Genomic DNA, 22028 nt, shown 5'->3' with positions numbered 1-22028 from the left:
TGCACTCTCCGAGTCGCTTGCGCGATCGGGCCTCTCGCCCCTAAAGCGCACCGCTGCGGTTCCTCAGGAGTATGCCATGACCGACCAGATCAATCGAGTGGTTCTCGCCTATTCGGGCGGGCTCGACACATCCGTCATCCTGAAATGGCTGCAGCAGACGTACCAATGCGAGGTCGTCACCTTCACCGCCGATCTCGGCCAGGGCGAGGAGCTGGAGCCCGCGCGCAAGAAGGCCGAGCTGGCTGGGGTCAAGCCCGAGCACATCTTCATCGACGATCTGCGCGAAGAGTTCGTCAAGGATTACGTGTTCCCGATGATGCGCGCCAATGCGCTGTATGAGGGGCTGTATCTGCTCGGTACTTCGATCGCGCGGCCGCTGATCGCCAAGCGCCAGATCGAGATTGCGCGGATGGTCAATGCCGATGCGGTCAGCCACGGCGCGACCGGCAAGGGCAATGATCAGGTTCGCTTCGAGCTTGGCTATTATGCGCTGGCACCCGACATCAAGGTGATCGCGCCGTGGCGCGAATGGGATCTGACCAGCCGCACCAAGCTGATCGAATTCGCTGAAGCGCACCAGATTGCGGTGAGCAAGGACAAGCGCGGCGAGGCCCCGTTCTCGACCGACGCCAACATGCTGCACACCTCGTCCGAGGGCAAAGTGCTCGAGGATCCGTGGGATGAAGTGCCCGATTACGTCTATTCGCGCACGGTCAACCCCGAGGACGCGCCCGACGCGCCCGAGACGATCACGATCGATTTCGAACGCGGCGACGGCGTCGCGGTCAATGGCGTCGGCATGTCGCCGGCGACCTTGCTCGAAACGCTCAACGAAATGGGCCGTCGCCACGGCATCGGGCGGCTCGATCTGGTCGAGAATCGCTTCGTCGGCATGAAGTCGCGCGGCATGTATGAAACGCCGGGCGGCACGATCTATCATCTGGCGCATCGCGGGATCGAGCAGATCACGCTCGACCGGGGTGCCGCGCACCTCAAGGACGAGCTGATGCCGCGTTATGCGGAACTGCTCTATAACGGCCTGTGGTTCAGCCCCGAGCGCGAGATGCTGCAGGCGGCGATCGACCATAGCCAGGAGAAGGTCGCCGGGACCGTGCGGCTGAAACTCTATAAGGGCTCGGTGATCGTGACGGGGCGCAAATCGCCCTTCTCGCTCTATTCCGAGAAGGTCGTCACCTTCGAGGACGATCAGGGTGCCTATGACCAGCGCGATGCGGCGGGCTTCATCAAGCTCAATGCGTTGCGGCTGCGCTTGCTCGGACGGCGCGACCGCTAACGCGGGTCTACACGCTGTTTTAACGGCCTGCGTCTAAAGCGCGGGCATGGACTTGGTCGAATTCCGTCGGACGCGGCTGGGCGACGTGCTTTGCGCGTTCGCGCTTGCTGTCGTGCTGTGCGCGGGCTGGGCGTGGCGCGACTGGGCCGCGCTATCGGCGCTGCAATTGACCGATACCGACGATATGATGCGCCTCCAGCAGATCCGCGATTGGATTGCGGGGCAAGGCTTTGCCGATCTTGCCCAACATCGCCTGGGCTGGGGCGCGGGATTGGAAATGCACTGGTCGCGCCTGCCGGATCTGGTTCCGGCCGCGTTTATCGTGTCGCTGACGCCGGTTGTGGGCCGATATTGGGCCGAGCTGATCGCCGTCATCACCTGGCCGACGGTGCTGTTTGCGGGCGCGCTGTGCCTGACGACGCGGATCGCGCGGGTGCTGGGCGGTGCGCCGATCGCGCGGACCGCCGCCGTCGTCGCCGCTGTCGCCTTTCCCGCCACGACGATCTTCGTGCCGGGCCGAATCGACCATCACGGCTTCCAGGTGTTTCTGCTGTTGATCATCGTGCGTGCGCTGGTGGCGCGTCCCGCCATGGAGCCAGGGCTGATCGCTGGCCTGGCCGCCGCCGCCAGCGTCGTCATCGGGCTTGAAACCACGCCGCTGATCGCGGCGGCGGGTGTCGCCATGACGATCGGATGGTTGCGCGCCGGTGCCGGGACCGACGACCGGATGATGGGCTTCGGGATCGGGCTTGGTGCCGGGCTGCTGGCGGCGTCGATCGTGTTCCGGACGTCCTCCTGGGGGTATCCCGGCTGCGATGGCTTCACGATGGTCGCATGGCGCGCCGCCGTGATCGCGGCCTTTGCGCCGATGGGCATGGCGCTGGCGGCGCGCGATATCGCACGCCCGGCGACCCGCGCGATCCTGGGATCGATCATCGTCATCGTGGTCGGCGTCGGCATGGTGCTCGTCGCGCCGCAATGCCTGTCGCCATACGGCATGGTGGATCCCGCGCTGGCCCGCTTGTGGCTGGCCAAGGTTGGGGAGGCGCAGCCGCTGTTTGCGACGCCGTTGCCGATCGCCATTGGCTATGCGGGTGTGATGGTGGCGGGCGTGGTGGCGAGCGCCTGGCGGGTGTCGGTCACGCGCGACCCGCGCTGGGCCAGCCTCCTGTTGGTGCAGGTCGCGGCCTTGCTGGTAACCTGCCTGCAATTGCGCGGTGCCTATGCCGGTGCGATTCTGGCGGCCCCCGCGCTGGCGGCGGTCATTGCGGCGGCGCGCGCGCGCGGTTCGCTATCGTTGGCGGGGGCGTGGGTGGCCTCGGCCGGCATGCTGTATCCGATGGCCGCGCAAGCCGTGGCGGCGCGGACAAGCGCCGCGCCGCCGGGCACGCATGCCGCCGATGCGGCAGCGGCCGCCACCGGCGAAAAGGGGCTCGCCGATCTCGCCATGCTGCCACCGGGGCGGTTGCTGGCCCCGCTCGATCTTGGGGCCTATGCGATCGGCGCGACGCGCTTGCAGGTGGTCGGCGCGCCGTATCACCGCAACAATGCCGGTAATCTGGCGGTCTATCGCTTCTTTCTCGGCCCACCCGACCAGGCCGCACGCGTCGCGCAAACCTGGCACCTGCGCTATGTCGCGCTGCGCGCCGATGATCTTGGCGGGGCAGCGGCAGGGACGCTTGCCGAGGCGCTGAAACGGGGAGCGCCACCGCTGTGGCTGCGGCGCATTCCCACGCGCGAGCGGGCGCTGTTTCTGTATCGCGTTCAAGGCGGCTTGTTTCCGAAGCAACCTGCGCGGTAAGAGCCGCAAATGCAGGGGGATCTCGAAAAGCTGCACTGGTGGCAGACACGCACGTTCGTCGCGCTGATGGCGCTGGTGGCGATCATCCCGTTATTGCGCCCGGAAATCCCGCCCTTGGTCGATTTGCCGGGCCATATGGGCCGCTACCGCGTGCAATTGTCGCGCGATGCGTATCCGTGGCTGTCCGACTGGTATAATTTCAACTGGCAGTTGATCGGCAATCTCGGGATCGACATCCTGATCATCCCGCTGGCCAAGCTGTTCGGGCTGGAACTGGCGGTCAAGCTGATCGTCATGACGATCCCGGCGCTGACCGTTACCGGTTTCCTGTGGATCGCGCGCGAGGTGCATGGGCGCATTCCGCCGACCGCGCTGTTCGCGCTGCCGCTGGCGTACAGTTACGCCTTCCAGTTCGGGTTCGTGAACTTCGCGCTGTCGATGGCATTGGCGCTCAACGCCTTTGCCTTGTGGTTGCGGCTGGCGCGGACCGGGCATTTCCGGTTGCGCGCGGCGATCTTTGTGCCGCTGTCGTGCCTGATCTGGGTGTGTCACACCTTTGGCTGGGGCGTGCTCGGCGTGCTCGCCTGTTCGGCGGAAATGGTCCGCCAGCATGATGCGCGGACCGATCGCGGGCCGATGAGCTGGATCAAGGCGTGGGTTCGCGCCGGGCTCGGCTGCATCCCGCTCGCGTTGCCGATCATCCTGATGGTGGTGTGGCGCAGCGGCGAGCATGTCGGCGGGGAGACTGGTGACTGGTTCAACTGGCGCGCCAAAATCGGCTGGCTGACGATGGCATTGCGCGATCGCTGGATGGCGTTCGATATCGCGTCGATCGCGGTGCTGTATTTGATCCTGTTTCGCGGTTTTCGCGATCCCAATGTCGAATATTCGCGCAACCTCGGGCTGTCGGCGCTGTTCCTGCTCGTCGTGTTCATCGTGTTGCCGCGCATCGTGTTCGGCTCGGCTTATGCCGATATGCGGCTTGCCCCGTTCATGCTCGGCATCGCGATCATCGCAGTGCGCCCCAAAAAGGGCTTGTCGATTCGCGGCAGTGCGACGCTGGCGGCGGCGGGGCTGGCGTTTTTCCTGGTGCGGATCGCGGCGGGGACGGTCAGCTTCTGGATGTTCGCCGATGATTATGATCGCGAGCTGAAGGCGCTCGATCATCTGCCGGTCGGCGCGCGGCTGGTCACCTTCATCGGCACCGAATGCGGCAGCCCGTGGACGATGACGCGGCTCGAACATTTGTCGGCGATCGCGCTCGAGCGGAAGATGGCCTATACCAACGACCAATGGTCGATGGCGGGCGCGCAATTGCTGACGACGCGCTATCTGCCGGCCGGTCGCTTCTCGCACGATCCGTCGCAGATCGTGACCAGCGTGCAATGCCCGCGCGAATGGTGGCGGCCGATCAGCCGCGCGATGGCGCGCTTCCCGCGCGACGCCTTCGACTATGTCTGGCTGATCCGCCCGCCCGCTTATGATCCCAAGTTCAACGCCGGGCTGGTGCCGATCTGGCGCGACGGGACGAGCGTGCTGTACCGCGTCGATCACGGTGCGCCGGGGATCAAGATCAGCGACGAAGCGCTGCGCCCGCGCATTCGCCCGGTGCCGACGCCGTTCTAACCGCGCTTGAACGGCGTCATCGCGCCAAGGAATTCCTGGTCGGATTCGACCGACTCGCGCTCGCGGACCAGAAAATCGGCGATGGCGCGGCGGAAGCCCAGGTCCGGAATATAATGCGCTGACCATGTCGGCACGGGCACATAGCCGCGCGCCAGCTTGTGTTCGCCTTGCGCCCCCGCCTCGACCGTCTTGAGCCCGCGCGCGATGGCGGCATCGATCGCCTGATAATAACAGAGTTCGAAGTGGAGGAAGGGCACTTCCTCGGTACAGCCCCAATAGCGGCCGTAGAGCGTATCGGTGCCGATCAGGTTGAGCGCGCCCGCAATCGGTCGCCCGTCGCGTTCGGCGAAGATCAGCAGAACTTGGTCGGGCATGGCCTCGCCCAGCAACGAGAAGAATTGGCGTGTCAGATAGGGCTGGCCCCATTTGCGCGCGCCCGTGTCCTGATAGAACACCCAAAAGGCATCCCAATCGGCTTCGGTGATGTCGCTGCCGGACACATGGCGGATCGTCAGCCCTTCGATCGCGCCGCTGCGTTCCTTGCGGATCGCCTTGCGCTTGCGGCTGGCGAGCTCGCCCAGGAAATCGTCGAAGGCACCGTAGCCCTGATTCTGCCAGTGGAACTGCGTGCCCTCGCGGATCAGCCAGCCTGCCGCCTCAAAGGCGGGGAGTTGATCGGGACAGACGAAGGTCGCATGCGCCGAGGACAGGCCGTGCTGGTCGGTCACCGCCTCGATCGCGGCGATCAGCGCGGGGGCTTGTGCGGGGTCGCGCAGCAACAGCCGCGGGCCCGGCGCGGGGGTGAAGGGCACCGCGACCTGCAGCTTGGGGTAATAGCTGCCACCCGCCCGCTCCCATGCGTCGGCCCAGGCATGGTCGAACACATATTCGCCCTGGCTGTGGCTCTTGGCATAAGCCGGGGCGATCGCGGCGGGTTGGCCATCAGCCCCATCGACGATGATCGGAATGGGTTGCCAGCCAGTGCGCGCGCGGGCGCTACCCGAGCGTTCGAGGATCGACAGGAAGGCGTGGCTGATGAACGGATTGTCAGGGCCGGCGCACGCATCCCATGCCTCCGCCGGGATAGCGCAGACGCCATCGGCGATACGGGCGGTGACGGCGTTGCTCACGCGCTTAAGCTAGGGCTTTGCGCGCAGCTTCTCAACCGGCGTCGCGGCGAACGACCAACACAAAGCCAGCAACAGGAAGGGCGTGGCGAAGTCGCGGTGGCGTTCGCCAAATTCGAACCACATGCCGAACAGGCCGCATTGCAGTCCGCAGGCGGCGATCAGCAGGATCAACGTGAACGGAACTCGCCCAAGCCGCAGCGCGGCGACGGCGAGCATCGCCAGATGCGCCCCTTGCGCCAGCGGCCACAACGCCGCCGCCAGCGCACGTGGGAAGGGTGGGCCCATTGCCACCAGGCGATTGATCCCGAATTCGGCAATGCCGCAGGCGCGCAACAGCTTGGTGACGGTCAGCCGGAGAAAGGCGACCGGATGCGTTTCGATCCAAATGCGTGCGAGTGCGCTGATCCGCTTGCCATAAGCGAGTTCGGGTATGCCCTTCAGGCTGGCGGGTGGCGGCTCCCAATTGCCCGTGGCATCAGGGTTGTTGCCGATCCACAGGCTGGCACCGCCGGCGGTGGTCAGCGGCACGAAGGCGTGGAAGACGATTGCGTTGCGGATCCACCATGGCAGCAGCACCACCACGGTGACGAGCGCGCCGCGCAGCCCCGCCGCAAGCATTGGCCACAGCCCGATCCGGCGCACCAGCACCAGGCCGAACAGCGCGGCGAGCGGGGCTTCGCCCGGCTGGGTCAAAGCGAGCAGCCCGGCCGGAAGCCCCAGCGCGAGCGCGCCGCGCCAGCCGGATCGACGATCGATCCACGCCAGCGCCAGCGCCAGGATCAGCAGCACGCACAGCCCCTCCTTTTGCGCGAGCGGTGCCGAAAACAGTACGGACGGCCACAGCAGATAAAGCCACGCCGCACGTCGCCCCGCGACCGCGCTGCCGAGCCGGTTCCCCAATAGGACGATCAACCACGCCGCAGCGCCATCGATCAGGGTGCCGAGCGCGAGCACCGAAGGTGTGGCGAACCCGGCAAACGCGCCCCATCCGGCTAAAAGGAGGGGATAAAGCGGCGGAAACAGCGCATACCAGGCACTGCCGAAATACGGCTCGTGAATGACCAGGCCCTCGCCCGCCAGCAGGCCCTTGGCCAAATTGAGATAGCTATTCGGGTCGCCCGTCGAGGTCCGCCCAACGGCGAATAAGGCAAAGGTCACGCGAACGACGATCAGCGCCGTCGCCAATGCGGTGACCGGCAGCCGCGCAGGCGGATCGCGCAACAGCTGAAACCCGACTGCCGCCAGCACGATCCAGCCCAGGGCCACCACGATACTGGCGAGCGAAACGCCCCAGCGCGCGTCGAAATCGGGCAGTGCAGTCAATCCATAGAGAAGAAACACGCCGAGCGTGGCCTGCACGCCCCATGTGACACTCTTCTGGGTCGGGTTCGCTGCGACTGTCACTGACCGAAGCTGGTTGCGCGGTACAGCAAGGTGATCGCAACGCGGCGATTGCGCGGATCGGCAGCGTTGCCCTTGATGATCGGTTCGCGGTCGGCAACGCCCTCAATGCGATTGAAGCGCGTTTCGCCAATACCGCCTGCGGCCAGCCGTCGCCGCGTTGCCTCGGCGCGCGCACTCGACAGCATCCAGTTGTTCATCGCCAGCGGATCGCCATAGCCGAGGCTGTCGGTATGGCCGCGGATCATGATCGGGTTTTCGGTGTCCTTGATCGTTTGCGCGACCAGACCGATCAGCGCCGAAGCGCGCGGTTCAAGCTGCGTCGTGCCCAGGTCGAACATCGAATAATCGGCATCGTCGAGCAGATCGATCCGCAAGCCATCGCGCGTCTGGACGAAGCGGACATGGTTGGACAGCTTGGCGAGATTGGGCGTCGCCGCCATTGCGCGCGCCATCTGGCGCTTCATCGTCTCGAAATTCTTGCGGTCCTCGGCCGACAGCGCGGCGCGATCCTTGAGTGTGCCCTTCTGTCCGGTGCCGACCTGTGCGCCACCGACCGCATCGGCCGGCACCGTCATGGAGCGCGTGCCGGTCTGCGATGCCTTGTGCTGGTAATTGTCCTGGTCGGTGATCGAAGATCCGCCGAACAGGCCCATCGAGCCCGCGCTGTTTTCCTTCAGCTGCACCAGCGTCGGCGAGAAATAGTCGGCGAGCGCCTTGCGCTGTTTTTCGTTGGTTGCGCCAAGCAGCCACATCAGCAGGAAGAACGCCATCATCGCCGTCACGAAATCGGCATAAGCGACCTTCCACGCCCCGCCGTGATGACCGCCATGCCCTTCGATATAGATCTTCTTGTAGATGATCTTGGGCGGCAAATTGGTGCCATGCGGCGCGCGTGCGGTGGCCATTAGCGGGCCCCCGGCGCGGAGACGGTGGGTTCACGCGGAGGCGCGGAGGCGCGGAGACCGAAGAATGGGTTCGCGCAGAGGCGCAGAGGACGCAAAGGCGCGCGCCCGCGCGTTAGCGCGGCTCCACCTTTTTGACCGGCGTTTTTATGCGCCGTTGGCGCGACGGCGAGCATCCTCTCGGCGTCCTCTGCGCCTCTGCGCGAAACCCCCTTCTTCTCCGCGTCTCCGCGCCTCCGCGTGAACCGGGCCACGCTTACCGCCCCCGCAGACCGTCGAACACTTCGGCGAAGCCGGGTTGGTTCGAGTGCGCGATGCCCGAGCGGGCGGCTTCGATGACGAGCGGTTGCGGGTGACCGTGGAGCGAGGCGATGATGATCTGCTTGACGACGTGATAGATTGCGGCATCGGCCTCGATGACCTGCTTCAGCCGGTTGGCGAGCGGGGCGACGATACCGTATGCCAGCAGCACGCCCATGAAGGTGCCGACCAGCGCCGACCCGATCATCGCGCCCAGGATCGCGGGCGGTTTGTCGATCGAGCCCATCGTCTTGACCACGCCCAGCACCGCCGCGACGATGCCGAGGGCGGGCAGCGCATCGGCCAGCGTCGCGATCGTGCCCTGCGGGCCTTCGACTTCGTGGTGATGCGTCTTGATCATATTATCCATCACGTCCTCGACCGCATGGACGTCGAGCGTGCCCGACGAGACGACGACGAGCCGCAGCGTGTCGGCGATCAGGTTGACCAGCGTGTGGTCGGCGAGCAGGCGCGGATATTCGGCGAAGACGGCGGAGGATTTGGGATCCTCGACATGCGGCTCCAGCGCGATCGGCCCTTCGGTGCGCAGCATCTTCATCAGCTTCGACACCAGGAAGATGACGTCGAGATAATCCTGTTTCTTATATTTGGGGCCCTTGAACACCTTCATCAGGCCGCCGCCCAGCGCCTTCAGTTCCTTCATCGAATTGCCGATGATCAGCGCGCCGACCGCGGCACCGCCGATGATCAGCATTTCGTGCGGAATCGCTTCCATCACCGGGCCGAGCGCGCCGCCGGTGATCGCGAAGCCGCCGAAGATCATCACAAGAAGGACGACGATGCCGATGACGGGAAACATGAGTCGCGGGGTACCCCTTTTTGGCCCGCCCTACAGAAGGCGTGCGGTATTTCTGAGGGTTAGCGCGGATACGTCGCCAATCGGTTAACCACGCAGGGTATTTTTGTTCGACCGCGCTGCGCGCGCCGTCATTTCAGATAGTCGAACAGCGAAAGCTGGCCGAGCTTGGTGAAGCTCGCCTGCGTTGCCTGCAGGATCGTCATCGTTTTTTGCAGGTCGACGATCGCGGTGGAAATATCGGTATCCTCAAGCGCGGTGCGGTCCACTTCGCGTGCGCCTGCGGCATCGGTCGCTTGCGACGAGACGATATCGAGCCGGGCGGCGCGCGCACCGACCGAACCCTGCACGTCCGATACCTGGTTGAGCGCCGACTGAATCGCGGTCGCGGCGGTGCCCGATGCGGCGGAGGCGGTTGCCGTGCCACCCGCGTTGAGCGCCGAGATGTAGGTCGACAAGACCGCGAAAATATCGGTCGTGCCGCCCTTGCCGTCTGAGATCCCGCCAAACACGCGCTGCGCGCTGTCGGTCGCGCGGACATCGGTGCCGTCGCCCACGGGAATCGCGGGGACTTCGCCGGTTCCATCGAACGTGACGGTCCCGTCCGCCGCCTGGGTGACCGCGCCCTTGCCCGTCGCCGCCGCGAACAGCGGCTGGCCGCGCGCATCGGTCGTTCCCGCCAAATTCACCAGATCGTCGCGGATGCTTTGCAACTCGGTCGCGATCGCCTTGCGATTGGCGTCGTTCAGCGTGCCGTTGGCCGCCTGGGTGGTTAGCTCGGCGGCACGCTGGAGCTGCGAGGTGACGGCGGTGAGCGTCGTGTCGGATTGCTGCAGCAACGACTTTGCGAGGCTGATATTGCTGGCATAAGCGGTGTTGTCGGCATTGGCCTGTTTGATCGAGCTGAGGCGATTATAGGCCACCACGTCCTGTGAGGGCGCGGTGATCTTCTTGCCCGTCGCGATCTGGGTGTTGAGCGTGTCCGCCTGCGCTGACAGCTTGCCGAGCTGCGATGCGCCGGTGGCGTAGAATTGGCTGGTCCCGATTTGCATGGCGGCCTCTAGTGGATATCGAAAATCGACTGCAGCGTGTCGCGCGCGACCTGGATCACCCGGCTCGATGCCTGATAGGCTTGCTGGAAGCGCAGCAGGTCGACCGCTTCGCTGTCGAGATTGACGCCCGACACGGCATCGCGCGCGGCAACCGCATTGTCGCGAATCGCGCTTTGCGCATCGGCGACTTGCTTGCGATTGGCGAGCGTCGATGCGTTGCTGGAAATCAAAGCGGTCGTGTTGGCTTCGAACGCGCCGCTCGTGCGCAGCGTATCGAGATTGGCGAGATTGCTGTTGTCGCGCACGCCCTTGCCCGCCCCGGCGGCGGCGACACCGCGCGGATCGGTGAGCGACAGCGAAATGTCGGTCGGCGTGGTGCCAACCGTGAACAATGCAGCCCCGCTTTTGCCATCGAGATCGTTGCCCTGCGCCTGCACGGCATTGACGCCATCGGTAAAGGCGGTGGCGATGGTGTTGAGCTTGGTGCGGGCATCGGCAATCCGGGCCGCGCCATCGATGACACCGGCGAGCGCGCCGCCATTGGGCGTGACGGTCGAAACCGCTTGCTGCGTATGGACGGCAAAGGACACCGTGCCATCGGTACCGCGCGCGAAGGTGACGCTGGCCGCCTGATTGGCTTCAACGAAGGTAGGACCCCCGGCATTGCCGAGTTTGACCGTTGCGCGCCCGACCGAATCGGTCGTCACCGTGATATCGGAGATGGCGCTGATCTGATCCAGGATGGCATCGCGCTGATCGGCCAATTGCGCGGCACCATTCGATCCGGGCGTGACGCGGCCGAGCCCCTCATTCACCTTGGCGAGCGAGGCACCGAGCGTGTTGAGCGTGGCAACGGCATTGTCGGCCGTGGCGTCCACATCGGCATCGAGATTGTTGAGCGCCTTGCCGGTCGCGGTAAAGCTGTTCGCAACCGCGCTGGCCTGTTCGAGCAGCGCGCTGCGCGGTGTCGTCGAGGTCGGGTCGGCGGCGACGGCTTTGGCGGCATTGAAGAACCCGGTCAGGCGATCGCCCAACTGGTTGCCGGTCAACGCCGTCTCGATCCGGTCGAGCCAGGCAATGCCGGTTTCGCTCCGCGCGAGGTCGGCACTTGCGTTGCGCACATCGGCCGCGCGCAGCGAATCCGCCGCGCGCGTGACCCCGGCGACCGAAACGCCCTGCCCGGTCGTGGTCGCATTGTTGGCGGTGAGGCTGTTGGCCGGGGCGATCTCGCGCAAATCGGTCGTGCGCTTGGCATAGCCGGGCGTACTCGCGTTCGAGATGTTCTCGGAGACGGTGGTCAGCGCGGTCTGATACGCGCGCACGCCACTTGCACCGATGCCGAGCAGATCACTCACGGCTGATCACCCGGCGGATCGGCCTGCAATCCCTTTTGCGACTTCGCGAGGAAATCGGTCATCGCCTTGCCGATGCCGAGCGGCGCATGCTCGGCCATGCTCTGCGCGAGTTGCGTGCCCTGCATGTCCTTGAAGGTGTCCATGCCCTTCGATCCGAACAGCGTGTCCTCGGCGAGATGCGTCGAATGCATCGCCTTCACCATCATGTTGGTGAAGACGGCTTCGAACTTCTTGCCGGCCGCTTCCAGATTGGCGCGGCTTTGCAGGCGGCTGGTGTCGACGCCTACGCCCGCCGAAATGGCGGGTGCCGCGACTGGCGTGATGGCGGGGATGTCGCTCATAGGATGATCAGCTCCGCCTTCAGCGCGCCGGCTTCCTTCAACGCTTCCAGGATCGCGACCAGATCGGCGGGCGATGCCCCAATCGCATTGACCGCCTTGACCACGTCGGAGAGCTTGGGGCCGGGCTCGATCAGGAACATCGGATGCTTTTCCTCGTCGACGGCAACCGCCGATTTCTGTTCCTTGGTCGTCTGGCCCTGGCTGAACGGGGCAGGCTGGCTTGCCTTTTCGGTTTCGTCGATGCGGACGGTCAGCTTGCCATGGGTGACGGCGGCGCTGCCGACGCGGACGGTCGAATTGATCACGACGGTGCCGGTGCGCGCGTTGACGATGACCTTGGCCGAAGGTTCGGCCGAGACCACGTCGAGATTTTCGATCTCGCTCATCAGCGTCGCGCGCACGTCACCACCGATCGGCGCGCGTACCGATACCGACACGGCATCCACCGCCTGCGCGCTGCCCGCACCGAGCCGCGAATTGATGGCCGCTGCGACATTCTGCGCGGTGGTGAAATCGGCGCGGGTGAGGTTGTAGGTCAGCACCGGCGTGGTTTCGAACCCCGTCTGCACCGCGCGTTCGACCGTCGCCCCCTCTGGGATACGCCCCGCCGAGGGAATGTTGACGACGATCTGTGAGCCGTCCTTGCCCTCAGCGCCAAGCCCACCGACCGCGAGGTTGCCCTGCGCCATCGCGTAGATCTGGCCATCGGCACCGAGCAGCGGCGTCAGGATCAAGGCACCACCGCGCAGCGACTTGGCCTTGCCCATCGAGGCGACGGTGATGTCGAGTTTCTGGCCGGGCTTGGCGAAGGGCGGCAAATCGGCGGTGATCAGCACGACGGCGGCGTTCTTCAGGCCGGGGTTGACGTTCGAGGGGAGTTGCAGGCCGAAGCGCGAGGCGACCGCCTTCATCGACTGGATGGTATATTCGAGATTGTCGTCGCCGGTGCCGGGCAGCCCCACGACAATGCCATACCCGGTCAGCTGGTTCGAACGGATGCCCTGGAAACCGCCGAGATCCTTGATCCGGTCGGCGGAGGCGGGTGCCGCGAGCGTCAAGGCTGCGAGCATGGTCAGCAGGGCCGCGATGACGCGCGCACTCCAAATCCGTTTGCCCTGAGCCTGTCGAAGGGCCAGTGCCGCACGCGACGCCGCGCCTTTGGAACGCGGTGCTTCGACAGGCTCAGCACGAACGGATTTGGGATGCAGGACTGTCAGCATCAGAAGGGACTCACCACCGAGAAGAACCGGCTGAGCCAGCCCTGGCGGCTGGCACGTGCGACATCGCCCTTGCCGGTATAGGCGATCTGCGCATCGGCGACGCGCGTGGACTGGACGCGGTTGTCGGCGTCGATGTCGGCGATGCGGATCAGGCCCTTGATCTGCACGAACTCGTCGCCGCGATTGAGCGTGACGCGCTTCTGGCCCTGGACCAGCATCGTGCCATTAGGGAAAACCTGGCTGACGGTGACGCTGACTTCGCCCGACAGCGTGTTCGACTGGTCGGTCGCGCCCTGGCCGGTGAAGCTGCGCGTGCCACTTGCGCTGGCATCGGTGCCCTTGAACAGCGATAGGCTGCCGGTGGTGGGCGGGGTGATGCTGAGGCCGCCGCTCGAATCGAGTTTCGAGCTGGCCGATTTGGAAGCCGCGGTGCGCTCGACCAGCACGATCGTCAGCGGATCGCCGACGCGGCGCGCGCGCGTGCCTTCGTACAGCGCTGCATAGCCTTGCGAGACCTGGAAGATCGATCCGGTCGCGACCGGAGGAGCGGCGGGCGGTGGCGGCGGGAAGGCCGCCGAGAAATCGACCGGCGGCTTTTTCTTGCCGAACAGATTCGCGTTGGCGGCGCTGGGGGCCAGCACGACGGCGACGATCAGGCCGATTCGGAGGGCGGATGGTTTCATCGGATTAACCATCAGATATTTTGGTTAACATATTTCAGCATTTCGTCGGTCGCCGAGATCATTTTTGAATTGACCTCATAGGCGCGCTGCGTCTCGATCATGTCGACCAGCTCCTCCACGACGTTGACGTTGGAGCCTTCGAGTTGCCCCTGGCGAATGTTGCCGCGCCCATCCTGCCCGGCCACGCCGAGATTGGCGGCACCGCTGGCCGAGGTTTCGACCAGGTAATTGTCGCCCTTGTTGAGCAGCCCGCCCGCATTGGGGAAGCTGGCCACCTGGATCTGGCCGAGCTGGGTCGAGCCGGTCTGGCCCGACACGATCGCCGAGACGGTGCCATCAGTCCCGATGGTGATGCCGCTGGCATTTTCGGGAATGGTGATGCCGGGCTGCACTTGATAGCCCTCGCTGGTGACGAGCAGGCCTTCGGGCGAGCGCGAGAAATTGCCGGCGCGGGTGTAGCCAAGCGTACCGCCCGGCATCTGCACCTGGAAATAGCCGTCGCCATCGAGCGCGAGGTCGAGGCTGCCATTGGTCTGCTGGAACGACCCTTGCGTGTCGATCCGCGCGGTTCCCTGTACCCGTACGCCGGTGCCGAGGTTCAGCCCGGTGGCATATTTGGATTCGGCGGTGCTCGGCGCGCCGGGCGCGGTAACGGTCTGGTATGCCAGCGTCTCGAACGCCGCGCGATCCTTCTTATAGGCGGTCGTGTTGACGTTCGCGAGGTTGTTCGAGATGACGCGCATGCGCATGTCCTGGGCATCGATCCCAGTCCGCGCGATTTGCATGGCTGCACTACCCATGGTCTATTCCCTTCAAGACGGCAGCCGCATCACAGATGCGGAGCTTTCATCCATGTCCTTGGCCGATTTCATCAAATTGGCCTGGACTTCGTAGCTGCGCTGATTCTCGATCATATCGACCAGCGCTTGCGTCATGTTGACGTTGGACCCTTCGAGCGCACCGGTCTCGACCTTGGCGTCCAGGTCGCTCGGCAGCACGCCGCCGCCCTTGACGTGGAGCAGGTTGTCGGTGCCCTTCACGGTTTCCGACCCCTTCGGGCTGGCGAGCTTCAGCGTGTCGATCACTTGCGGGTTGCGGGCGTCGCCGCCCAGCGGGACGATCGACAGCTTGCCATCCTCGGAGATCGAAATGCTCTGTGCCGGAGGGACGGTGATCGGGCCCCCCGACCCGATCACCGGGAAGCCGTCACCGGTCTGCAGCACGCCCGATGGCGCAACCTGCAAATCGCCGCGGCGGGTATAGGCTTCGCTCCCGTCGGTCGCTTGCACCGCGAGCCAGCTTTCGCCGGTGATTGCGATGTCGAGCGACCGCCCGGTCTGCTGGATCGCGCCGGGCTTGCGATCGGCATCGACCACTTCGGCCGAGGCCGGGGTGCGGGTGTCGAAATCGGAGCCTTGCAGCGACAGCCGGTCGAACACGACGCGATCGGCGCGAAAGCCGGTCGTTGACGCGTTCGCCATATTGTTGGCAATCGCCGCCTGCGACGCGAGATGCGCCTTGAGGCCCGAGGCCGCCGTATAGACCAGCTTGTCCATGCTATGCTCCGATTAGGCTCCTGTCAGGCGCGCAGGTTGACGATCGTCTGCGTGATCTGGTTGCTGGTATCGAGCGCCTTGGAGTTCGCCTGGAAATTGCGCTGTGCTGCAATCAGGGCGACCAGTTCCTCGGTGATATCGACGTTCGACCCTTCGAGCGTGCCCGAAAGCAGCGAGCCGAACCCGTTTTCCTTCGCCGAGCCAAGCGACGCCTGGCCGGACACACCGCTGGCCGACCAATAGCTGTCGCCATCCTGGCGCAGGCCTGCGGGGTTCGAGAAGTTGGCGAGCGCGACCTTGCCGAGCGCGGTGGTATCGCCATTGGAATAGGTCGCGGTGACCATGCCCTCGGAATTGACGGTAACGCCGGACAGATCGCCGACCGACGAACCGTCGGAGCTGCGCGCATTGACCGAGAAAGCGGTGGAATTCTGGGTCGATCCGGCGAGATCGAACTTCAGCGTCTGCGAAACGCCACCCGTGGTCGGCGTGAAGGCATCATAGGATACCGGCGTGGTCGGCGCGGTGATCTTGCCGCTTGCATCGAACGTCACCGGAGTACCGGCGGTCGAGCCGCCAACGCTGAGTTCCTTGTCGCCGACAAAGCTGTGGACGGTCCACGCATCGGTGCCGGTGTGGACATAGTAATTGGTCAGCGTGCTCGCTTTGCCCGACGAGTCATAGATCGTCGACGTCGTCGAACTGTTGTAGCTGGACGCGTTGGCCGGATCGAAGGTGGTCGTCGGGATCGACGCGGCCGCGTAGAGGTTGACCTTCAGCGCGACATTGCCGGTCGGTGCCGGGGTTCCGCTGGTCTGCGGCAGGTTGATCGGCACCAGGCCATCGGCACCGCTTGCGGTCACGTTGCCCTTGGCATCGACCGGATAGCCGAGCAGCGTCGATCCTTGAGCGTCGACGATGTTGTGCGTGGTCGGATCGATCTGGAAGGCACCGTTGCGGGTATAAGCGGTGCTGGTGTTGAGGCCGCTGGTCTTCACCGCGAAGAAGCCATCACCGGCGACGGTGAGATCGAGCGCGGCGCCCGTGGTTTTGAGGTTGCCTTCGGTGAACTGCTGCTTGTTGGCCTTCACCACCACGCCCGAGCCGACGATCTTGGTCGGATCCGTCGAGATGCTCGATGCGATCACGTCGGCGAAATCGGTGCGGCTCTTCTTGAAGCCGTTGGTCGAAACGTTGGCGAGGTTGTGCGAAACGGCCGAGAGTTCGGTCTGGGCCGCCTGCAGGCCGCTGAGCGAGGTGTAGAAAGACATTGCGGTGCTCCTTGGACGATGGGGATGAGGGGATCAGCCGACCTGGCGGACGGCAGTGATGGGGACTTGCCCGACGCCGGGCACGGTGAGGACAGGGGTACCTGAGCTGGGCATCGATACCGCCGCGACGGGGGCCCAGACGAGGTTGCGACTGGTAACGCTGGTGCCGTTCGCGGCGGCGGCGACCGACACGGTGAACGGGCCGGTGCCGGCGTCGGCACCGCTCGCGGTCTTGCCGTCCCAGTCATAGGATACGGTGCCGGCCTTTTGCGCGCCGAGCGACAGCGTCTTGAGCGTCTGGCCGTTGGCATCACGGATCGAGACGGTGACGTCGGTCGCATCGGCATCGAGCTCCGCCGCGCCGGCCAGGCCGCCCGAGGTGCGGCCATAAGCGGTCGAGCCTTCGGTCAGCACGGTCTTCCCGACATAAGACAGCGCGTCACTGGAAGAGGTCGAGCCGAGCTTGTCCTGAATGGCCTTCAGCGTCGTGTTGATGTCGCTGATGCCCGATGTGCTGGTGATCTGCGCGAGCTGGGCGACCATCTGATTGTTGTCGACCGGCGCGAAGGGGTCCTGATTCTGGAGCTGGGCGGTCATCAGCTTGAGGAAGTCCGACGTGCCGAGCGACTGCGAGCTCTTGGCCACCGCCGAACTTGTCGTATTGGCGGTGGTGGAGTTTATGCCGAGGCTGCTCAGCGTGGAATCGAAGGTCGAAGCCATGGTTTAACGTCCCATCTTGAGGGTATCGAGGATCAGCGATTTCGCGGTCTGCATGACCTCGACATTGTTCTGGTAGCTGCGCGCGGTCTCCATCATGTCGACCAGCTCGCGCGTTTCATCGACCGCCGATTCCCACACATTGCCGTCTTTGTCGGCGAGCGGATGCGACGGATCGTAGCGCTTGTTTGGGGTCTCGCCGGCCTGGACGATGCTTTCGACATTGACCGTGGCGAGCCCGGTCGCCTTGTCGAACTGCGTGCGGAACACCGGCTTGATCGTGCGATAGGCGGTGTCGGCGCTGGTCGCGACGGACCCGGCATTGGCGAGGTTCGACGCGGTCGTGTTCATCCGCACGAGCTGCGCCGACATGGCGCGCCCGGCGACCTGGAAAATGGTGAGCGGCTGATCGGCCATGCTTATTCGCCTTTCAACGCGCGGGTGATTTGCCCGATGCGCCCGTTGAGGAAGGACAAGGTCGTCTGATAGGCGACGGCGTTTTCGGCAAAGGCGGTCTGTTCGGTCGACAGTTCGACGGTATTGCCATCGAGCGACGGCTGCGACGGCACGCGATATTGCAGCGCGCCCTTGATGCTGACGTCGCCGCCCGTGTTGGTCGCATTTTCCACCGCCGCAAGCGCGGTGTGGAAATCCACGTCCTGCGCTTTGAAGCCCGGCGTGGAGGCATTCGCGATGTTCGAGGCGAGCACACCCATGCGCTGCGAGCGCACTTCGAGTGCGGCACCATGAACTCCGAAAAGGCCTTCGTTGGGCATTGCCCGTCTCCTGCGCCGGATTGCGCAACGGGGTATCAGCAAAGGGCGTGCCAAATGCGCTGGAGCGGCAGAAAAGGGTCTGCGGCACGCGTGACCGGCAAGGGCTTGCCGCCTGGCGGCAATGCGGTTGCCGGTTTTGCCTCCGGTGCGGGCGGAGACGGCGTGGACGGTTCGTATCGCTCGGCGTGTCGTCAATCCCGGGCAATCTGGCCCGCGCCTTGCAGTGTCGAGGTGGATGATAGCCTTGCTCGCCCCATTCCTTGATCCCATCGCCTTCGCGATCGTTGGCGGCGGCACGCTTGCCGCGATGATCCTGCGCACCCCCGCGCGCGATCTGGCGAATGGCGTTGCGGCCTTGCGGATCTTGGGGCGGCGGCATTTTGTTGCGGACGGGCTGCTCGACCAGATCGTCGCTTTTGGCCGGATCGCTCGCCGCCACGGCGTCATGGCGCTGGATCGTTCGGTCATCGCCGATGCCGATGTCGCCGCCGCAGTCGCGCTGATCGTCGATGGCGGCGCGCCGGAGGAGGTGGCGGATCTGCTCCGCCAGCGCCGCCGCGCGCGGAGCGAACGGGCCGTGGCGGCCGCAGAACTGTGGGCCGGGGCGGCCGACACCGCCCCTGCGATGGGGATGATCGGCACGCTTATCGGCCTGGTCGGCATGTTCGTCAAAATGCGCGATCCCAGTGCGATCGGGGCGGCAATGGCGGTCGCTTTGCTCGCCACGCTCTATGGCGCGGTGCTGGCCAATCTGGTCTTTGCGCCGATTGCGGCACGCTTGCGCCGCCACGCGCGGGATGCAGCGGTGGAGCGTTTGCGGCTCGACGCGCCGCTGATCGCCTTGGCCGCGCGCGAGGCCCCGCGCGCGGTGATGGCGGAGGTGGCATGATGTCGCTCGCGCTCGAGGATGATCTTCCCGACCTCGCGCCCACGCGACCGATCTGGCTGATAACGCTTGCCGATCTGGCGTTGTTGCTGGTCGGTTTCTTCGTGTTGTTGCAGGCAAGCCAGCAGTTGGACCGCGCCGCACTCGCGCGCGGGCTGCGCGCGGGTTTTGGCGTGCGGGATGTGGGGGCTCCTTCGGCAATCCCGACGCCTGAGCCGATGGCGGTGTCGGCGGGCGCGATGCGCGGCTTTGAGCCGGGCTCGGCGGCGCTACCCATCGCTCCCGATGCTTTGATCGGCTGGGCCCGCGATGCGGCCCGTGACGATCGGGTGCTGTTGCGGGTTGCCGGTGCGGTCGACGGCTCTCCGGGCGACGTTGATCCTGTGACCGGCAGTGGTGCCGTGCTCGCTGCAGACCGCGCGCGTGCGGTGGCGAGCGCGCTGCTGCTGGCGCATGCGGTTCCCGCCAACCGTATCACCATCGTCGCTGCCGCCCGCCCGGGGCAGCGCAGTGTCACCGTTTCCACCGGCTATGCGGGAGGGCGGCAATGATGTGCTGCCCGGCAACCGCGCTTTGCCGCTTTTGCAGAGGATAATGCGATGTTGCGTCATCTCCCCTTGGTGTTGATCGCGGTGGCCAGCCCGGCGGCTGCGGCACCAGCCTTTCAGGATACCGCCACGCTCGATCGCGCGGTTGCCGCCTTTGCGGGCAAGGCGATCGGCGAGGAAGGGGGCGCGCGGACCCCGGTCGACAGTCGTCTGAAGCTGGCGGCCTGCCCGATGGTGTCGATGGCGTGGCGATCGGAGACGCATGACGCCGTGGTGGTGACCTGCACCGGGCCGCAATGGCGGCTGTTCGTGCCGATCCGCACCCCGGTGGTCGCGCCAAAGGGCGCGGCTCCGCTGGTTATCACGCCCTCGGAAGTGGCCCCGCTTCGGCCGGTCTACGTGATCAAGCGCGGCGATCCGGTGACGATCAGCGCCGGATCGCCGGGCTTTTCGATCACCCGGGAAGGGATTGCAGCGGGCGATGCGGTCGCCGGAGGGCGCTTTCTGGTGAAGATCGACAGCGCGCGCGCGCCGATCCAGGCGGTCGCGATCGCCAATGGCCGCGCCACACTGCCCGGTTGGACCGAATGAGTCGGCACCGCCTCTGCCGATGGATAGAATAATTTCTTAAGGTCCGTCGCGATCGGTCGTTCTTCCATCATGTCAGCGGAAACCGCAAAGGTGCAGGCAATGGTGGAACCGATCGGAGCAAAGGCTGTCACGACCCAAGACCGTCTGGTCGTGCCGGTGGCAGCATCTGCGCAGACCGCAAAGGCGGCAGCGCAGCCGAGCGAGGCGGCGGCCAAGCAATTGGAGCTGTCCGCGCTCGCTTTTGACTTTGGGAAGCAGGCCCCGGTCGAAAGCAAGCGGGTGGAACAGGTGCGCCAGGCCGTGCGCGACGGCAGTTATCCGCTCTTCCCCGAAACCATTGCCGATCGGATGCTCGCCCTGAAACTCTATTGGAGCCCGAAGAAATGACCTCTCCCGGTTCCTCGCGGCGGGATGCGCTGATCCGCGTCATCGAATCGCTCCATGCAGAGATTGCCGCGCTCAAGACCAATGACGTGCTCGCGCTTGAGGCGGCAACGCAGGAAAAGCTCGGCGCGATCGAAGCGATTGCCGCATTCGGCACTGGGCCCGCCAGCCCGGAATTGCGCGCGCTTGCCGATGAGGCGCATCGCCTGAACGAGACGTGCCGCATCTACGTCAACCTGATGGCGGCAAATGTTCGCCGCCGCCTGCAAACCTTGACCGGATCTGCCGGTGTCGCGGTCGGCTCCGCCCCGGGGACGGTGTATCGCCCCGGCATGGGAATCGCGGCCTACGCTTGACCCAAACGCGGGTTACGCCTCATTAAGGATAACTGGCACGGCTCTTGCTGATGTTCGCCTGACTATTCGCTCGAATAGCCGCGACGCAGCCGGGGACCGATGCCTTTCAATCCACTCTCCATTCTGAACGGTGCCGCCAGCGAGGTGAAAAGCCTCGGCGGCGGGGCGATTCGTACCGCGATCGCCAATGCCAGCCAGCGGACCGGGATCGATTTCAACTATCTGCTGGGCCAGGCCAAGCTGGAAAGCGGCCTGCGCGCCGATGCCAAAGCGGGGACGTCGAGCGCGACCGGCCTGTATCAATTCGTCGACCAAAGCTGGCTGCGTGTGGTCAAGGCGCATGGTGCCGAACACGGGCTTGGCTGGGCGGCCGATGCGATCGGCGTTACGTCGACCGGTCGTGCGACCGTTGCCGATCCGGCGACGCGCCGCGCGATCCTGGCGCTGCGCAACGATCCCGGCACCGCCTCAATGATGGCGGCGGAACATGCCAGCGATAACAAGAGCGCGCTGGAAAGCGCGACCGGGCGGACGGCGACCGGCACCGATCTCTACATGGCGCATTTCCTGGGCCTTGGCGGCGCTCGGTCGTTCCTGACCGCTTTGCAGACCTCCCCCGACAAGAGCGGCGCGGCGATGTTCCCCGCCGCCGCCCATGCCAATCGCAGCGTCTTCTTTGCCGCCAATGGCGAGCCGCGCTCGCTTGCCGACATATACAGCCGCTTCTCGGCCAAGCTCGACCAGAGCGCCGCCGGGGCCAGCGCGCCGGTTGCGGCGACGTCGGGGCTCGCGGCAACGCGGCTCGGGAGCTGGGGGGCGGATGTCATCCCCGGCAATGACGAAACCTCGACCGCCGATGCGGCCGTGTGGGCGCAATCGACGCTCGACCGGCTGAGTGGATCCGCCAGCGGCAATGGCACCCGTGTCGAAAGCGCCAGTCTGCTGCGCCCGACGCCGGCCAATGCCCGGCTGGCCTACATGATGCTCGCGCAGATGGGAGCGTAAGTGGTGGCGATTG

Annotated in this window: 24 protein-coding genes; 9 read left to right on the top strand and 15 right to left on the bottom strand. The window is 65.4% G+C overall.

Annotated elements, in window-relative coordinates; all coding sequences use genetic code 11:
* Positions 1 to 76: 76 nt before the first annotated feature.
* From ON00_RS09530 to ON00_RS09520, 3 genes are read left to right on the top strand one after another with little or no spacing between them, the layout of a single operon-like run.
* Positions 77 to 1294 (top strand): argininosuccinate synthase, encoded by a 1218-nt coding sequence (locus ON00_RS09530; RefSeq protein ID WP_010405320.1) that lies wholly within the window; start codon positions 77 to 79, stop codon positions 1292 to 1294.
* A 46-nt stretch (positions 1295 to 1340) separates the two neighbouring features.
* Positions 1341 to 3095, top strand: coding sequence for a hypothetical protein (locus ON00_RS09525; protein ID WP_010405319.1), 1755 nt, complete (start codon positions 1341 to 1343; stop codon positions 3093 to 3095).
* 9 nt (positions 3096 to 3104) lie between these two features.
* Positions 3105 to 4721 carry a hypothetical protein gene (locus ON00_RS09520; RefSeq protein ID WP_010405318.1) on the top strand — a complete coding sequence of 539 codons (1617 nt, stop codon included), beginning with the start codon at positions 3105 to 3107 and terminating at the stop codon, positions 4719 to 4721.
* On the opposite strand, the gene ON00_RS09515 is transcribed toward ON00_RS09520, so the two are convergent.
* The 15 genes from ON00_RS09515 to flgB all read right to left on the bottom strand — a co-directional run bounded on the left by ON00_RS09515 (position 4718) and on the right by flgB (position 18245).
* Entirely contained in the window at positions 4718 to 5851 is a 1134-nt protein-coding gene (locus tag ON00_RS09515; protein WP_010405316.1) for a GNAT family N-acetyltransferase, read from the bottom strand. The genes ON00_RS09520 and ON00_RS09515 overlap by 4 nt on opposite strands.
* Positions 5852 to 5860: 9 nt before the next feature.
* Positions 5861 to 7255, bottom strand: a complete 1395-nt coding sequence (locus ON00_RS09510; RefSeq protein WP_245535553.1) for a glycosyltransferase — start codon at positions 7253 to 7255, stop codon at positions 5861 to 5863.
* Entirely contained in the window at positions 7252 to 8160 is a 909-nt protein-coding gene (locus tag ON00_RS09505) for a flagellar motor protein MotB (protein ID WP_010405310.1), read from the bottom strand. Before ON00_RS09505 ends, ON00_RS09510 begins: the two co-directional genes overlap by 4 nt.
* A gap of 253 nt (positions 8161 to 8413) precedes the next feature.
* Positions 8414 to 9277 carry a flagellar motor stator protein MotA gene (motA, locus tag ON00_RS09500; protein WP_010405307.1) on the bottom strand — a complete coding sequence of 288 codons (864 nt, stop codon included), beginning with the start codon at positions 9275 to 9277 and terminating at the stop codon, positions 8414 to 8416.
* Between the two features lie 128 nt (positions 9278 to 9405).
* Positions 9406 to 10326 carry a flagellar hook-associated protein FlgL gene (flgL, locus tag ON00_RS09495; protein ID WP_010405305.1) on the bottom strand — a complete coding sequence of 307 codons (921 nt, stop codon included), beginning with the start codon at positions 10324 to 10326 and terminating at the stop codon, positions 9406 to 9408.
* Between the two features lie 8 nt (positions 10327 to 10334).
* A complete protein-coding gene (gene flgK / locus ON00_RS09490) occupies positions 10335 to 11681 on the bottom strand; it encodes a flagellar hook-associated protein FlgK (RefSeq protein WP_010405303.1) in 1347 nt (448 codons plus the stop codon).
* A complete protein-coding gene (locus ON00_RS09485; protein ID WP_010405301.1) occupies positions 11678 to 12022 on the bottom strand; it encodes a rod-binding protein in 345 nt (114 codons plus the stop codon). The genes flgK and ON00_RS09485 overlap by 4 nt, the downstream gene beginning before the upstream one ends.
* On the bottom strand, positions 12019 to 13092 hold the full coding sequence (locus ON00_RS09480; protein WP_154651304.1) for a flagellar basal body P-ring protein FlgI: 1074 nt from the start codon (positions 13090 to 13092) through the stop codon (positions 12019 to 12021). Before ON00_RS09480 ends, ON00_RS09485 begins: the two co-directional genes overlap by 4 nt.
* A 149-nt stretch (positions 13093 to 13241) precedes the next feature.
* Entirely contained in the window at positions 13242 to 13925 is a 684-nt protein-coding gene (locus ON00_RS09475) for a flagellar basal body L-ring protein FlgH (RefSeq protein ID WP_029622599.1), read from the bottom strand.
* 11 nt (positions 13926 to 13936) lie between these two features.
* The gene (flgG, locus tag ON00_RS09470) at positions 13937 to 14725 is read right to left on the bottom strand and encodes a flagellar basal-body rod protein FlgG (protein WP_029622597.1); all 789 of its coding nucleotides are present in this window, start codon (positions 14723 to 14725) and stop codon (positions 13937 to 13939) included.
* 12 nt (positions 14726 to 14737) lie between these two features.
* The gene (flgF, locus tag ON00_RS09465; RefSeq protein WP_010405297.1) at positions 14738 to 15481 is read right to left on the bottom strand and encodes a flagellar basal-body rod protein FlgF; all 744 of its coding nucleotides are present in this window, start codon (positions 15479 to 15481) and stop codon (positions 14738 to 14740) included.
* A gap of 23 nt (positions 15482 to 15504) precedes the next feature.
* Entirely contained in the window at positions 15505 to 16752 is a 1248-nt protein-coding gene (locus ON00_RS09460; RefSeq protein WP_010405296.1) for a flagellar hook protein FlgE, read from the bottom strand.
* Positions 16753 to 16785: 33 nt separating this feature from the next.
* The gene (locus tag ON00_RS09455) at positions 16786 to 17472 is read right to left on the bottom strand and encodes a flagellar hook assembly protein FlgD (protein WP_010405295.1); all 687 of its coding nucleotides are present in this window, start codon (positions 17470 to 17472) and stop codon (positions 16786 to 16788) included.
* Positions 17473 to 17475: 3 nt separating this feature from the next.
* Positions 17476 to 17886, bottom strand: a complete 411-nt coding sequence (gene flgC, locus ON00_RS09450; RefSeq protein WP_010405294.1) for a flagellar basal body rod protein FlgC — start codon at positions 17884 to 17886, stop codon at positions 17476 to 17478.
* A gap of 2 nt (positions 17887 to 17888) precedes the next feature.
* The gene (gene flgB / locus ON00_RS09445) at positions 17889 to 18245 is read right to left on the bottom strand and encodes a flagellar basal body rod protein FlgB (RefSeq protein ID WP_010405293.1); all 357 of its coding nucleotides are present in this window, start codon (positions 18243 to 18245) and stop codon (positions 17889 to 17891) included.
* A gap of 235 nt (positions 18246 to 18480) precedes the next feature.
* On the opposite strand from flgB, the gene ON00_RS09440 reads away from it, so the two are divergent.
* From ON00_RS09440 to ON00_RS09415, 6 genes are all read left to right on the top strand, one after another.
* Positions 18481 to 19134 (top strand): motility protein A, encoded by a 654-nt coding sequence (locus ON00_RS09440; protein WP_040601614.1) that lies wholly within the window; start codon positions 18481 to 18483, stop codon positions 19132 to 19134.
* The gene (locus tag ON00_RS09435) at positions 19131 to 19682 is read left to right on the top strand and encodes a flagellar motor protein MotB (protein WP_245535552.1); all 552 of its coding nucleotides are present in this window, start codon (positions 19131 to 19133) and stop codon (positions 19680 to 19682) included. Before ON00_RS09440 ends, ON00_RS09435 begins: the two co-directional genes overlap by 4 nt.
* A gap of 48 nt (positions 19683 to 19730) precedes the next feature.
* Positions 19731 to 20270: a flagella basal body P-ring formation protein FlgA gene (locus tag ON00_RS09430; protein ID WP_010405289.1), complete on the top strand. Its 540-nt coding sequence runs from the start codon at positions 19731 to 19733 to the stop codon at positions 20268 to 20270.
* A gap of 99 nt (positions 20271 to 20369) precedes the next feature.
* Positions 20370 to 20657: a flagellar biosynthesis anti-sigma factor FlgM gene (locus tag ON00_RS09425; protein WP_010405287.1), complete on the top strand. Its 288-nt coding sequence runs from the start codon at positions 20370 to 20372 to the stop codon at positions 20655 to 20657.
* A complete protein-coding gene (locus ON00_RS09420; RefSeq protein ID WP_010405286.1) occupies positions 20654 to 21010 on the top strand; it encodes a flagellar protein FlgN in 357 nt (118 codons plus the stop codon). The genes ON00_RS09425 and ON00_RS09420 overlap by 4 nt, the downstream gene beginning before the upstream one ends.
* A 99-nt stretch (positions 21011 to 21109) precedes the next feature.
* Positions 21110 to 22015, top strand: coding sequence for a hypothetical protein (locus ON00_RS09415; protein ID WP_010405284.1), 906 nt, complete (start codon positions 21110 to 21112; stop codon positions 22013 to 22015).
* Positions 22016 to 22028: the final 13 nt, after the last annotated feature.

The organism is Sphingomonas echinoides ATCC 14820 (genome assembly GCF_000241465.1).
Lineage (GTDB): Bacteria > Pseudomonadota > Alphaproteobacteria > Sphingomonadales > Sphingomonadaceae > Sphingomonas > Sphingomonas echinoides.
This window is presented reverse-complemented; position numbering and strand designations above follow the sequence as displayed.